Raw genomic sequence first — 13,777 nt, 5'->3', positions numbered from 1 at the left:
GGTGTCTTTGTGGGTCCTTCTGAGAGGGGGGTATTGCGGTCGACAAAGACCACGAAAAACGCAAATTTTTTATTTTATTTTGGGGTGGCATGTTGCCATCAAACCCCCTATTTTAGGCACTTTGCGCTCTTTTTGCTTGTTTGCAGCGGGCTTTAAACCACTCCCCAGCGCCCCTTTTTCTCGCTTGATGTTTGCTGAATTTGCTTTAAAAGCGCCCCCCTGACATGTTGCGCCCCACATGTCCACAAAGCCCTAAAATAGGCACTTTCAGCTAAAATGCGGGTGCGTGCGCCCTAAATTTTGTCAATGACTTTTAAGAGCTTTGCCGCCGCTAAATTGAGCACAAACAAGTCCAAGCCCTCATTGCGCTCGCGGACTTTGACCCAGCGGTAAGTCTTGTAGCCATTAGGCGTGGTGGTTTTAACGATTTTCTCTGAGGTCAGTTGCTCAAAATACTCAAAAGGGTACGATTTTGGGAAATGGCAATACCCCGACATGTCCTTTTTCTCCACAGACAGCAGCCGAAACACCTCCGCCTTGCCCGTGTAAGTGCCGATCACACACAAACTAACGCCTTTAGCAATGCGCTTTAGGGGGCTTAAAAACTCCTTCTTAGAGGTGGTTTCGCTCGCCCCCTTTGTGGCGATAAAGCGTTTGTCTAGCCGCACAAAATTATACACCCGCTCGGTGTTAAACCCGCTATCCACGAGATTAAGTGTGCTTTGCAATTTGCGCCCACTTGTGGTGTAGAAAATCGCCTTCAGTTCGCGATACAGCCGCCCCCAAATCTCGCTCTCAGCCGTGTTGCCCTGTAGCACCACATGCTTCACGCCCCAATTTTGATAACCCGACCCCCACCCTTTAAACTCAATCTCCACCCGGTTGCCCTGAATGTCCGTGGCGCTGGTGATGAAAATGATGGCATCGGGCAAAGTCGTGGGCGTGTAACTTTCCCCCCGCTCAAAGAGTTCCTGCTCTCTAAAGGAGGTGCTCGGCGGCTCGTAGGGCTTAGCCTCGATGGTGTTGGTGAACACCTGCAAGCTCTGGGCATTGTCCTTAGCGGCGGTGTAGTCTTTGATGATCTGTTGCATGCTAAAAAAAGGCGAATATAGGGCATTTAGATAAAATCCCGCCTTGTCCTTATTGTGCTCGTTGGCGTTTGTAGCCCGCCACTCTCCTATGGACACGGCGTTGTTCTTTTGCTTCTCATCCCACAGCCCCCCGCATTCAAGGCACTTGTAGCGCACACTCTCCAACACGACCGCCCCATGCGACTCTTCGCAAGACAATCCCTCAAAGTCCAAAGTCTGCATGAACCCACAATGCGGGCATGGCACAAAAAACATCCGCGCATCGCTGGCTAAAAATTCTCTTTCTATGTAGCTCGAGCCCTTGATCGTGGGCGTGGAAACTTTCACGATTTTGCGGTCAAAATAAGTCGCCGTGCGCTTTTCGGCCAAAACGATGCTATGGCCTTCTTTCGTGTTTTCGCAGCGGTCGGCTTCATCCACAATCAACACCTTAATGGGCTTGCTCGCCAGCTTAGAGGGGCTGTTCGAGCCCACTAAAGCCAAATTCCCGCCCTTGAAATTCTTGATTAAAATCGTGTTGTTTGAATCGCGGGCGTTGATGAGCGCGCCCACTTCGGGCACATCTCGAAACATCGGGGCGAGCCGGCGTTTCGAGTAGTCTTGGGCCAAGTCCTCTGTGGGCAGTAAAAAAAGAATGTTGCTCGGGTCTTGGTGGATGTAGTACCCAATCGTGTTATTCAAAATCTCGCTTTTGCCCAACTGCGCCCCCCACATTAAAACGACTTCTGTGTAGCGGGGGTCGCTGATGCACTCCATCGGCTCTTTTTGGTAGCTGATGGTTTGCCATTTGCCAAACAATGCGCTCGATTCTTTGGACAAAACGCGGTATTTTTGTGCCCACTCATAGAGGTTCAAACGGGGTTTGATGAAAATGGATTTGGCAAAAACCGCCTTTAACCGCTCAATTTGGCTTAGGCTGTGGTCCTCAAATCCCTCCACCTAAGCCCCCTCATCCTCTACCCCCTCAAACAGCCCTAAATCCTCTTTTTCTTTGCGTTTTTCTTTGAGCTCTTGGGTTTTGTCAGCCGCACGCTCGTAGATGGCGGGGTCTTGCAATTCCTCTAAAATTGCTTCAATTTGGGCGCACAAAAACCCCTCCAATTCTTGGGGCATTGCGCATTTGCGTTTTAAAATTTGAGGCAGGCTGTAGAGCTTGTTGCTGATGGTGCTGGCGATGTCTTGCAAAGCCTTAGCGATCGTGTCAAAGTCCAACAACTCGCCCATTTTCTGCTGATAATTGAGCTCCTTAATCTTGGCATCGGCGAGTTCTTTTCTGGCCCGCGCGCTTTGTAGGTCTGTTTTCTCTGTTTCGAGCTTGTAGGCGATGTAGTTGCGCACGCTCGCCACCAAATCCCAATCATCCTTAGAGTTCTTGATCGTAACCCCCGCTGGGGCGAGTTTGTAAATCCTAGAAGGCGTCACGCCTAAGATGTTTGAGAGTTGATCTGTGCTAGCACTGCTGGCATCTCTTGTGCCCGCTTCCTCTTTGGCTTTCAATGAGGTGTATTCGAGCATGGCGATGGCGCTTTTTTGCAAATGATACAAGTTATCCCCCTCGGCCACAATCGCCCCCTTCGCCCGCAAGTAGTAAAGCGCATTCTCAATGCCCCCGCCCTCATCCTCTATGCCAAAAAAGCGCGCGCACTCGTGCACATCCACAACATAATTAGCGTGCCTAGCTTCTTTGTCTTTGAGCTTGCGCCACGCCCTCGCATCCTTATCCACTTCTTTGAGCCGATGCCGTAAAGCCCGGTTGCGCTCTAGCAGCTTAGCCTCCCGCTCTAGTGCCCGCTTATACTTCTCATTGGAGTCTTGCAAGGCCGTAAGCTCGCTACGCAATTCCCGATCAATGGAGATGAGTTCATTGTTGAACCCCCTAAGTTTGGCCAAGTCCTCCTGGGCCATCTCTTTAGAAACTTGCAAGTAGTGCATGTAGTTCAACACCGACTCGCGGGTGTAATAGTGGATCTCTTGGATTCTTTGGGTTTTGTCTTGTTTGTCTAGGGTGTAAAGTTGTAGGTCAATGGGCGCAAACACGCCCTTTTGCTCTAAATAGCGAAACTGCGCCGTGTCTAGCCCCAAAAGGGCGCACAATTCCGCCCGTGTGGCGGTTTTGCGCATGAAATCCCTATCAACGCTAAGACCTATGACCTTTTCAACAGCCCCCATCACTTCATTTAACCGCCTTGACCTTTGAGCTAAACATAGGATGCGGCGCGCCCGTGAAAGAGCAGGTGCACTGCCCCGTAACCACGCCATCTAGGGGGGTGGCCATAGAGCCGCCCAAAGTAACATCGGGCGCATCCACAACCACAGAATTTGCCTTGATTTTAGCCGTTTGCGCCTCTAAATTTAGGGCATTTTGCGCCTTCACGCTCGCCTCTTGGCACTCCACTTTAACGATTTTTTGGGCTTTAAGCGTGGCGGTCTGGCACTCTACAATTAAGTCTTTAAGGCTTTCGACCTTCAACACCCCATCGCTGTAGGTGATGGTCGTGCCGTCCTTGTACTTGATTTTTTGGACTTTTTCGTCTTGATCGTCCTCCACCTCTTGTGGGAGTATTGAAGTCCCCAACACCAGTCCAAAATGCCCCATTTTCAAATACAAAACAGTTTCACCCACTGTGGGCGGGCTGTAGCTGGTTTTGAATTGATTGTGGACTTGCGTGTAGGGCACAAAATCGCTCGTGGTGTTGTTGTAGCGCACCTTCACACTAGACTTTTTGACTTCGACAATGGTCGCCAAAAAAAAGCGGATTGCGCCGTAATTAGCCGCCATTTTTGGCCTTGAGGGGCGAATTTTTAAGCACCTTAGCCTCTTTTTTGAGCTCTTGCATGTGGCTGTCAAACTCCCGCCCCTGCTCTCTTAAAATTTGGCTTAAAGTCTTTTGCCCCGTATCTAAGGCGACCTTGTTGGCGTTCATCTCCTTGAATGGGTCGATGTACTCCCACCCTTGCGGTTTAAAGGCAAAATTATTAAGGATGGTTTCAAACAACTCCACCCTAAATGCCCCCCGCTTGATCTCATTTGCCAGCCACGCCTTAAAGACTTTGTTGTGTAAATGCCGGATGATGAAGTTTTGCAGACCCCTAAATTGCCGCCGCTGCTCGCTGGCCCCATGCCGTATGGAGCTGTAATTGACCTCGTTTAAATCGCCCGTGAGCGTACTGTAACTGATGCCAAGAGCCTTGGCGATCTCTTTGTCTGTTTGCTTGATGAAAAACTCAATGTTCGTGGCGTTGTGGCTTTCTGTGAAGTAGGGCTTAATGTTCTTGTCAATGTAGGTCATCTTGCCCACTTCTGCGTGCTCTTGAATGGTGGTTTGGGGCTTTTGCTCTTGATCTTGATCTTGAAAAATGCCCGGGATGTCTAAATCATCTTCTGTTTCATTAGGCACTAAAAAGCCTGTGATCTCGCTTTGCAGCCGCGCCCTTTTGAGCTCGGCGCTCTTGAAGTGGTCTTTTTGAAAGACCGGGTAAATCACGGGGGCCAAAGCGCTCACCCCCCTTGTTTGCAGCGCATTGAGCCGCTTAAAAATGTGCAACACCCGATCTGCGGGGATTTCTTGCAAATTTTCGTTCTGATCCCTGATGAAGTAAGCGATAGGCGCGTGGTTTTCATCCACCTTGACCCCCTTTTTCACCAAACGCCCATCATCTTGGGTTTCATCCACATTGACCGGGTCAATGACTTGCACGCTCAATCCTGCGGGGGTCTCGTTGAGATAAACAAACGCCTCCCCATCCCGCTTGAAATGCAGCAACACCAAACTCTCCACTTCCCAAAAGCTCAAGGCACTAAAAGGGATGTCGCCACGCCACTTCAAAAACGCCTTTTCCACCGCCCCATTTAGGGTGGCATCGGGGCTGGCCATGTCTAGCGTGATCCCATTGTCTCCGAAAATCTCGCTATCTAGGGTGTCGAAAAATCCCGCAATCAAGGGGGAGTTCATCGCAATGCTTCTGGCCTGCGCCCTTAAAGGCGCAAAATGGGCATCGGCTTGGGTGTTGTTGAGCAGTCTAAAGAGCTCTTGCCTTTCTAACTGACTAGGGTCTAAACTCGGGGGCGTGGCAAAAAAATTAACCCTTTTTGTCTTGGGAGTTTGTTTTTTGAACAACCCAAAAAAGCCCATGTTGTGCCTTTAAAAATAAAATTGCATGTATTTAGGGCGTTTGCGTGCCATGAGCGCCCACTTAAGTTTTTGCAGTTCTTTTATGAGGTCAATGGGGTTGCATTTTTTCACCCGCAAGCCATCAACTTCATACTCACTAATCTCGACCCCATCTTTAAGGCCCTCCAAAACGCGCGCAATGGCGGCATCAATCGCATAAATCTTTTCGCTCAAGCTAAGCATGTAGCCTCCTTAGTAGAGCAAGAGGCGCGCTCACAACCACCCCCCCCAAGATAGATCGCATGCGCTTTTGGGCGATTTGGGCGTATTCTGGCGATTTCTCAACGCCGATGTAGGCCAGCCCTAACGAGGCCGCCGCCTCCAACGCCGACCCACTCCCACAGAAACAATCCAGCACCACAGGTGGGGTGTCGCCCTTAGGCACAATTTGTAACAAATGGTTTAAAAGTTTCACGGGCTTTTCTGTGCTGTGGATTTTGTCTTTGGGGTGCAAATTGCCATGCACATAATTGATCGGCGCGTCAATGTAGCCGTAGTGGTAGGTGGGCTCTAAGGGGCGGGGCAGATCGCCCTTAGTGCCCCACAGGATAAACTCGCATTGTTGCTTAAAGGCATTGGCAAAAGGGCGGGCTTGATTGCCCTTGTTCCACACCACAATCCCCCGCCATGCCAAGTCCGCTAATTGGATCGTGTCGCTCAAAGCGGGCAACGCCCGCCAATCGATGAAGCTGAAAAAGTACGAACTAGGCTTAAGCACCCGCTCAAATTGCCGAAACACGCTTTGAATCCAAAACGCCCACACCCGCTGGTCTTTGCCATCGCCCACAAAGTGGTGGTACGCGACCGCCCGATCCGTGCCGTATTTGGCGGTGGTGTTTTTGTTGCGGGAATTCAAAGATTTCGCCCCCCCGCTGCAATAAGGCGAGTCGATCAGCACACAATCGATGGAGTTAGATGGCAGTTTCACCAAAAACTCCAAACAATCGGCGTTGATGACTTGATTGAGGCAGGCGGCTAAATCCACGCACACTCCAATTTAGGCGCTTTGGTCTTTTTTCTCATCCAAAAAATGCACCCCTAAGCCTAATTTTCTTAACGCTTCTAAAAGCCAAGACTCGCCCTCTAAAGCGGGCAATTCCACGCCCTTAGACTCGGCAATAATGGCTAAAGTGTCTTTGAGCTCCGCTACATTGCCATCTTCTATCACAGCGTTAAGATACAACATGCGTATCTCATCGGTGTCTAAAAACTCAGAAGCTTTAAAAGGGTGGAGCGTGATTTTCATGGCAACTCCTTTAAAGGACATCGAGTCCACAGGCATTGATGGGCAATTTGTGCTCAGTGCCTTTGAAAAGCCCGATGAGGAGCATGCCCAAGGGGCTGCCCTAGAAGCCATCAAAGCCTTTAAGAAAGTCGAGCAAGAGCATAAAATCCGCCCTAAATTCTTTCTAGCCCCGGGATATGATAGTGCGGGCGTGGGCGTGGCTTTAAATGACATTGCGGATCAATTTAGAGGGGTGTTTGCCCTAGCCTTGAAAAGCAAAACCGAGGATGCCCTTAAAACCGAGTTGTCCACCATCACCACACATAGGGGCATTTTGACCTTCCAAGATGTGCGGCGGATGGACAATGAAGTCCGCCCGCTCAATGGGTTTTTAACCGGGCTTTATGCCAAAGTGATGGCCGAGGGCGAGTTTGGCTTTGCCAAGACTTATTCAAACCGCGCCATTGCTGGCGTGGTGGGCATTGTAGACACCATTGAGTACCTTTTAGGGCAAGATTGTGAAGCGGATCGCTTAAGGGGGCTTGGCATGTCTGTGTGTTTCGTGGATGATGGCATTAGAGCGTGGGGGCGCGAGACTAGAGACCCCGATCTGGGCATCGACAGCCTGCACTCCATCGTGATTTTTGATACAATCATCGAGAGTGTGCTGCAAAGCCAAAAGCGCGCCATTGACATGCAACTCACAGACGCGCTCAAAGAAGTCACGGACAATCTAGATGCCTTTTACCGCCGCCTTGTGGCGAATAATGTTGTCTTGGGCTACAAAATGAGCGTGCCTCAAGACATAAACACGAATGAGAGCATCATGGCCGGCGTCTTGCATGTGTGCCAAGAAGTGCAGGAGATGCCGCTTGTGGGGCGGATTGTGAATAAAATTTACCGGGTGTCCAACTACGGCACAGAGTTAGTCAAAACAGTCAATGGAGCAGCGTGATGAAGAGAGTTAAGGCGCAGGCATTCACCGGCGGAAATGTGTTCATCGATGGCAATGGATACGCGGGGATTTTAAAAGATAAATTTGGATTCTAGCACTTCTTTTTTCATGGATGGCTAATGGGGGCCAGTCAAAGCCCCTAAAACCCCAAAATTTTTTCTCTAACCCCCTCGATGATCCAGCCGGGGGTGGAGGCACCGGCGCTGATGCCACAAAGTTTTTTGGAGCGAAACCACGACTCTTCAAGGTCGTTAAAATCCTCCACTAAATAGCTATCTTTGCAAAACTCTTTAGCGATGTTGAAAAGCTGTTTGGTGTTGGATGAAGTTTTGCCCCCCACAATCACCATAATGTCCACTTCTTGGCTCAGTTCCCTCACCGCCTCTTGGTTGTCAAAGGTGGCGTTGCAAATGGTGTTGAAAATCCGCACCTCAGCGCAACGGGCGATTAAAAAGCTGGCAATTTCCAAGAGTTTGGGGGTTTGTTTGGTGGTCTGCGACACGAGGGCAACCCTCTTGGCAAGCTCTTTATCTTGCAACTCTTCTAAAGAATTGACAATCAAAGGGGGGGTGCTGGAGTAGCTGATCACGCCCTTGACTTCGGGGTGATTTGCGTCCCCAAAAATCACAATTTGATAGCCCTTTGCACTCATTTTTTCCACGATCTGTTGCGGTTTGATCACATACGGACAAGTCGCGTCAATGATATGCGCCCCCTTGTTTTTTAGCAAGACGAGGTCGTGCTTGGGGATTCCATGCGTGCGGATGATGACGCTCTTGTCTGCCTGCACACTCTGTACCTCCTCTTGCACCCGCACATTGTAATCTTGCTCCAAGCGTTTGATCTCTTTGGGGTTGTGGATTAAAGAGCCTAGCGTTAGGCTGTTCTTGTTTTTTTGGGCGATCTCAATTGCCCTTTTCACACCAAAGCAAAAGCCGTAATTCTTTGCCATTTTCACGCGCATGGGCACTCCTCCATCAAAACCCTAAAAATTAGAGCAACTCCAAAACTTGTTTGGCCACTAAAGCTCCTGAAGCGGGGTTTTGCCCAGTAACGATGCGCTGATCTGTGAGGGCAAAGGGTGCCCAATCCGTTACTTTTTCATATTTGGCCCCCCTTGCGATGAGCGCATCCTCAGTCAAATAGGGGACGAGTTTGTCTAATTGCACCGCCTTTTCCTCCGTGTTGGAAAACCCGGTTACCCTTTTGCCTGCAATCAAGTAATTCCCCTCTTTATTTTTAATGTTTAAGAGCCCTGCTGCGCCGTGGCAAACAGAGGACACCACCCCGCCGTTGTTGTAAATGTCTAGGGCGACTTGGGCCAATGCAACATTGTCTGGGAAGTCCCAAACCACGCCATGCCCGCCGGCATAGTAAATGGCGGCATAGTCTTTAGGATTAAGCGCAGATACGGGGAGCGTGTGCCCCAACAAATCCATGAAGGCTTGGTTGGTGTAGTACTGCCAATCTATAGGGCTCATAAAATCCCTCTCTAGGCTGTGTGGGTCAATGGGTGTGTAACCGCCTTTAGGGCTGGCATAATCTACAGAGTAGCCAGCCTTTTCAACCTCGTGCACGAAGTGGACAGCTTCGCCAAGCCATAAACCCGTGGGTCTCTCATCATTGGGGTACTTGGAAACATTCGTGACAATAACTAACATTTTCTTCATTGATTCTCCTTGTTGTGCGTAAAACGCCTTGATTACCCCCTCTTAAACATCCTAGCATATTTTACTAGATTGTCAAAAGCCCTAAGCAACAAGACGCTTAAAGAGGTCTAAAAAGCGAGGGAAGGAAACGCTTGCGCACTCTATGCCCTCTAAAGCCCCCCCGCAAGCCAAGAGTGCCACCACAAAGCTAAGCGCGATGCGGTGGTCTTTAAAGCTCTCTAGGGGCTCTTTGGGGCGCTTGAAAGCACCTCCCACGATTTGAAAACCATCCTCTAGAGCGTGGCACTCAATCCCTAATTTTTCTAAGTTGGTTAAAGTCGTGGCGATGCGATCGCTCTCTTTAAAGCGCAACTCTTTGGCGTTAGCCACCACGCTAACCCCCTTGGCCACGCTCATAGCCACGGCTAAGGCGGGCAGTTCGTCAATCAAGCTGGCGATGTTTTCGCTGATATGCACCGCCTTTAGGGGGCTGTGTTTTACATAAATATCCCCCACAGGCTCTGTCCCCATTTGCCCTTTTGGCACATAATGCACCTTTGCGCCCATTTGTTCCAAGACCTTAAAGGCTTCTATGCGGGTGGGGTTGAGCAGCACCTCTTTTAAGAGCACCGCACTGCCCGGCACCAACAGCACCGCTAAGGCAAAGTAAAACGCGCTAGAGGGGTCGGCGGGGATGTGCCAAGAAAAGGACTCTAAGGGTCTTTGCAAGGGTTCCAGCGTGAGTTTGGGAGGGGCGATTTTGATAGGCGCGCCTAGAGCGAGCAGAGCCCTTTCGCTGTGATCGCGACTTAAATGTGGCTCGCTAAAATGCAAAGGGTCTTTGGCTTGCAAGGCGGCTAAAAGTAGGGCACTTTTGACTTGAGCGGAGGCGATGGGGCTAGCATAATTCAGCCCATCTAGTGGCGCACTAAGAACACTTAGAGGGGCTAAATTTTGCGCCCTTGCGTGGATGTGTGCGCCCATTTGTGCCAAAGGCTTAATCACCCTACCCATAGGTCTTTGGCTTAAAGATCGATCCCCTATGAGGACATAGTGGTTTTGCTGGTGTTGGCTAGAGCTTAAAAGTCCGCTAAGAAGGCGCATGCTGGTGCCCGAGTTGTTGCAATTGAGGGGTTTAGTGGGCTCGTTGAAGTGTAAAAACTTTTGAGGCGGGGTGAGTTTTAAGCAGTTTGCGTCCTGTTTTTGTACCTTAAGTCCCAAAGCCTTAACGATATTTAGCGTGCTTAAACAATCCGCCCCCTGCAAGAAGTTTTTGACAAAACAAGGCTTTTGACACAAAAGTGCAAAAATCAAGGCGCGGTGGCTCAAAGATTTATCAGCGGGCAAGCCCTCTAATTCTAGGTTAAAGGGCTTGGCAACCTTGATTTCTAGCTTCATTTGAGTTTAGCCTCTAAGCGTGTTTCAAGCACGCCCAACGCCTGTTGCACCACTTCTTGCAGTTCGTGGTCGGTTAGGGCGGTGTTAGACTGGATTTTGAGGCGCACGCTCAGGGCATTTTGGTTGGCGTTTTCGGCATAAAGGTCAAGGGCTATGACCTCTTGCAAGTGGGGGATGTTTGCCTGCATCAAAACCTCTTGCAAGGTGCTAAAGTGGCAATCTTTGTCCAAAATCAAAGTCAAATCCCTAAAGCTGGTGGGGAGCTTTGAAAATCCTTTGGCCTTGTAGGGCTTGGGACTTAGTGCGTTGCCCTGTATTTCGGCGATGAAGCCCTCTAATAAATCCCTCTCTTGCACCAAAATAGGGTTGATCGCCCCGATGACCCCCACTTTCTGCCCCCCCACAATAAGCCACGCACTGGCATAGGGGTGGTAGGTGGTGCTCAAATAGGGTTGGGCCTCTTGTTCTGTGGGGCTTATGGCTTGTAAGTTAAAACTGCCTACAATTTGGCTAAGGGCGGTGGCAAAGCTGTAAAAATCCCATACAACGCCTTTTGGGTGGGGGTAGTGGGGTGGGCTTTTAAGCCCGCTGGCAACAAAAGCCCATTGTTGGCTCTCAAGTCTATCGGCATTATAAACGCTGCCCAGCTCAAACAACGCCACGCTTTTAAAGCCCAAGTTTTTATTATGCGCCACCGCCTGCAACAACCCGGGGATTAAGGAGGTGCGTAGGGTGTTAAGGTCGCTGTTGATGGGGTTTTGCAGGTCTAGGGGGTCTTTTAGGGTGGGGTAGCCCAGTTGTTCTAAATGTTCTTTTTTAGCAAAGAGATAATGCACCACTTCTTTAAAGCCTAGGCTTAGGGCTTTAGTGGCGAGTGTGTGCTCAAAGCAGTAGCGGGTGTAATGAGGGTTGTGGCTGGTCTGCTCGTTTAGCTCAAGCAAGACAGAGGGGATGTTTTCAATCCCCACAAAACGCAACACCTCTTCAGCGATGTCGGCAATTTGGGCGATGTCGTGCCTGAATAGGGGCACTTGGACGCTAAAGTGTTCCCCTTGCACTTGGACACTAAAACCCAAACTCTCTAAGATGTCTTTAACTTGGTCTGCGCCCAGCTCAAGCCCTAAAAGGTTAGTGATGTCGGTTAAATGAAACTCTATGCACCTTGCCCCAAGCCCACTATAAAAGCTCTCAATCTCTAAGGCAGGGGCGTTTAGGGTTGGCAGCACTTCTTGCAACAAACGAAGGCCTAGCAAGACTTGCACTTCGCTCCCCCTTGTGGTGCGTTGCGTGAGAGCGGGGGTGTGCTCGGGGGCGTGGGTGCTTAAGCGGGTGGCGGTGTAGGTGGGGTCTAAAAAGCTCGCCTCAAGCAAGGCATTTAAGCCTGTGCTTTTGGGAGGGTTAAAGGCGATGTTGCTAAGCTCCACACCTTGAGAGTAGGCTTTGACAAAGCCTAGTTTATCCTCTTTGATTTCTAGGGGCGTGTCGGGGTAAGCGTGCAAGATGACCCCACTAAGGTGCGTAACATAGGCTAAGAGATTGTCTAGGGGGCTTGGGCTTAGCGTGTTTTGCGAGGCTAGACTTAGGCGCATTTCTAGGGGTAGGTGTAGGCTAGGGGCACTAAAGTGGGCATAGGCTAGGGCTAAATGTTCTTGGCTTTGTTTGAGCTCTAGGGGGGGTTTTTTGTTGGGAACTGGCGTGCTTGGGGTTTTTAGGGGCAAGCCATAAAGCGCACTGATTTCTCTAGCCACGCCCAAAACGCTGGCGCAATCCCCCCGATTAGGGGTCAAGCCGATGTCTAAAAGCGTGCCGGCAAAAAAGGCCAATTCTCTTAAGGGTGTGCCGAGTTTCAAGGGCTTGTCCGCATTGATGCTCTCATCTAGCACCAAAATCCCCTCTTCTAATTTAGGCAGCCCCAGCTCAAGTGCAGAGCAGAGCATGCCAAAACTTTCCACGCCCCTTAGTGTGCTGGGCTTGATGGTAAGATCACAAGCGGGCAAATGCGCCCCCTCTAGGGCTAGAGCTACAAACTGCCCTGCCTCTACATTTTTCGCCCCACACACAATTTGTAAAACCTCTGTGCCATCATCCACTTGACACACGCTCAACTTTTCAGCGTTGGGGTGTTTCTCTTTAGAGAGCACTTTTGCCACCACGACTTTTTCAGGCAAATTAAAGGGGTGTTGCTCTTCCACTTCTAAACCGATGCGGCTTAAGTCCGCGCAAAGGGTGGGGATGGACAAGCCAGCGGTGTCTAAAAAATACGCCAAATGGGCGGTGTGTAGCAGCATCAAAATGCCTCCAACATGCGTAAATCCGTTTCAAAGAAACTGCGTAAGTCGTTGATTTCACAAGAGAGCATGGCAAGCCGCTCAATGCCAAGGCCAAAGGCGTAACCCTGCACGCCCTCTAGCCCGACATTTTTAAAGACTTGCGGGTGCACGAGCCCCGCACCCAGCACCTCCAACCACCCCGTGTTTTTACACACCTTGCACCCCTTTTGAGCACAAAAAACACAGCTAATGTCCACCTCTGCGCTAGGCTCGGTGAAGGGAAAAAAGCTTGAACGCCAACGCACCTCCACCGCACCAAAAAAGGCGTGCAAGAACTCTTCTAGTACCTGCTTTAAATGCCCAAAATGCACGCCTTTATCCACGACTAAGCCCTCTACTTGGGAGAACATGGGGGTGTGCGTGGTGTCGTAATCGCGCCTAAAGGTGTGGCCTACGGCGATCATTTTGATGGGCAATTCTTGTTCTTGCATGGCGTGGATTTGGGTGGGAGATGTGTGGGTGCGTAGCAACTTGTGGTCTTTAAAGTAAAAGGTGTCTTGCATAGCACGGGCGGGGTGGTGGGGGGATGTTGAGCGCGCTAAAGTTGTGAAAATCGTCCTCTATGAGCGTACCTAGGTGCAGTTTAAAGCCCCGTTGGGTGAAGTGGGCGATGATGCGCTCTTTGGTGTAATTTAGGGGATGTCCTAAGCTGGCACTAAAATGCGTGTGGGCTAGGGTGGGGTCTAGCTTCTCAGCTTGCAATCGTTCTTGCAATTCTAAAGCTTGTAAGGTTTGCTTTTTTTGGGCGTGCAGGGCACTGAATTTGTCTTTAAATTGGTTAAGTTCTTGCGCGTAGCTGGTTTTTTCCTCTTGAGTGAGGTCTTTTAGTCCTGCAAAGGCGTGGGCGAGCAAGCCCTTTTTGCCTAGTACAAGTAGGCGCACTTCCTCGAGTGCGTGTAAATCCCTAGCCGCCTCTAGCTTTTCTAAAGCCACTTGTAATGCCTGCATGCCTGCCTT

At 50.2% G+C, this 13,777-nt stretch carries 12 protein-coding genes and 1 pseudogene; 1 reads left to right on the top strand and 12 read right to left on the bottom strand.

From position 1 onward, the window contains the following. Nucleotides 1-293 precede the first annotated feature (293 nt). From K6J72_RS01670 to K6J72_RS01640, 7 genes are read right to left on the bottom strand one after another with little or no spacing between them, the layout of a single operon-like run. Nucleotides 294-2,030 carry a phage terminase large subunit family protein gene (locus K6J72_RS01670; protein WP_260320630.1) on the bottom strand — a complete coding sequence of 579 codons (1,737 nt, stop codon included), beginning with the start codon at nt 2,028-2,030 and terminating at the stop codon, nt 294-296. Beyond that, nucleotides 2,031-3,260 carry a DUF1441 family protein gene (locus K6J72_RS01665; protein WP_221280070.1) on the bottom strand — a complete coding sequence of 410 codons (1,230 nt, stop codon included), beginning with the start codon at nt 3,258-3,260 and terminating at the stop codon, nt 2,031-2,033. A gap of 4 nt (nt 3,261-3,264) precedes the next feature. Further along, complete coding sequence (locus tag K6J72_RS01660; protein WP_221280067.1) at nt 3,265-3,870, bottom strand: hypothetical protein; 606 nt, start codon at nt 3,868-3,870, stop codon at nt 3,265-3,267. Continuing rightward, nucleotides 3,860-5,224 (bottom strand): phage portal protein, encoded by a 1,365-nt coding sequence (locus K6J72_RS01655; protein ID WP_221280066.1) that lies wholly within the window; start codon nt 5,222-5,224, stop codon nt 3,860-3,862. The genes K6J72_RS01660 and K6J72_RS01655 overlap by 11 nt, the downstream gene beginning before the upstream one ends. 9 nt (nt 5,225-5,233) lie before the next feature. Continuing rightward, the gene (locus tag K6J72_RS01650) at nt 5,234-5,446 is read right to left on the bottom strand and encodes a hypothetical protein (protein WP_221280064.1); all 213 of its coding nucleotides are present in this window, start codon (nt 5,444-5,446) and stop codon (nt 5,234-5,236) included. Next, nucleotides 5,439-6,248 (bottom strand): DNA-methyltransferase, encoded by an 810-nt coding sequence (locus tag K6J72_RS01645; RefSeq protein ID WP_221280062.1) that lies wholly within the window; start codon nt 6,246-6,248, stop codon nt 5,439-5,441. Before K6J72_RS01645 ends, K6J72_RS01650 begins: the two co-directional genes overlap by 8 nt. Nucleotides 6,249-6,260: 12 nt before the next feature. Then, the gene (locus K6J72_RS01640; RefSeq protein ID WP_221280060.1) at nt 6,261-6,509 is read right to left on the bottom strand and encodes a helix-turn-helix domain-containing transcriptional regulator; all 249 of its coding nucleotides are present in this window, start codon (nt 6,507-6,509) and stop codon (nt 6,261-6,263) included. Between K6J72_RS01640 and K6J72_RS01635 the strand changes: the two genes are divergently transcribed. Further along, complete coding sequence (locus K6J72_RS01635) at nt 6,508-7,443, top strand: phage tail sheath protein (RefSeq protein WP_260320629.1); 936 nt, start codon at nt 6,508-6,510, stop codon at nt 7,441-7,443. The two genes, K6J72_RS01640 and K6J72_RS01635, sit on opposite strands and share 2 nt — an antisense overlap. 139 nt (nt 7,444-7,582) lie before the next feature. On the opposite strand, the gene K6J72_RS01630 is transcribed toward K6J72_RS01635, so the two are convergent. The 5 genes and pseudogenes from K6J72_RS01630 to pheS all read right to left on the bottom strand — a co-directional run bounded on the left by K6J72_RS01630 (nt 7,583) and on the right by pheS (nt 13,768). Next, the gene (locus K6J72_RS01630; RefSeq protein ID WP_221280057.1) at nt 7,583-8,407 is read right to left on the bottom strand and encodes a 4-hydroxy-3-methylbut-2-enyl diphosphate reductase; all 825 of its coding nucleotides are present in this window, start codon (nt 8,405-8,407) and stop codon (nt 7,583-7,585) included. A gap of 28 nt (nt 8,408-8,435) precedes the next feature. Further along, nucleotides 8,436-9,104 carry a type 1 glutamine amidotransferase domain-containing protein gene (locus K6J72_RS01625; RefSeq protein ID WP_260320628.1) on the bottom strand — a complete coding sequence of 223 codons (669 nt, stop codon included), beginning with the start codon at nt 9,102-9,104 and terminating at the stop codon, nt 8,436-8,438. Nucleotides 9,105-9,194: 90 nt separating this feature from the next. After that, complete coding sequence (aroA, locus tag K6J72_RS01620) at nt 9,195-10,490, bottom strand: 3-phosphoshikimate 1-carboxyvinyltransferase (protein ID WP_221280053.1); 1,296 nt, start codon at nt 10,488-10,490, stop codon at nt 9,195-9,197. Further along, nucleotides 10,487-12,778 carry a YtpR family tRNA-binding protein gene (gene ytpR / locus K6J72_RS01615; RefSeq protein ID WP_221280051.1) on the bottom strand — a complete coding sequence of 764 codons (2,292 nt, stop codon included), beginning with the start codon at nt 12,776-12,778 and terminating at the stop codon, nt 10,487-10,489. Before ytpR ends, aroA begins: the two co-directional genes overlap by 4 nt. Then, nucleotides 12,778-13,768: pseudogene (gene pheS, locus K6J72_RS01610) on the bottom strand (phenylalanine--tRNA ligase subunit alpha). Before pheS ends, ytpR begins: the two are co-directional and overlap by 1 nt. Between the last annotated feature and the right edge of the window lie 9 nt (nt 13,769-13,777).

The sequence above is a fragment of the Helicobacter sp. NHP19-003 genome (assembly GCF_019703305.1).
GTDB lineage: Bacteria > Campylobacterota > Campylobacteria > Campylobacterales > Helicobacteraceae > Helicobacter > Helicobacter gastrocanis.
The sequence above is the reverse complement of the archived record's forward strand: the minus strand, read 5'-3'. Positions and strand labels throughout refer to the sequence as shown.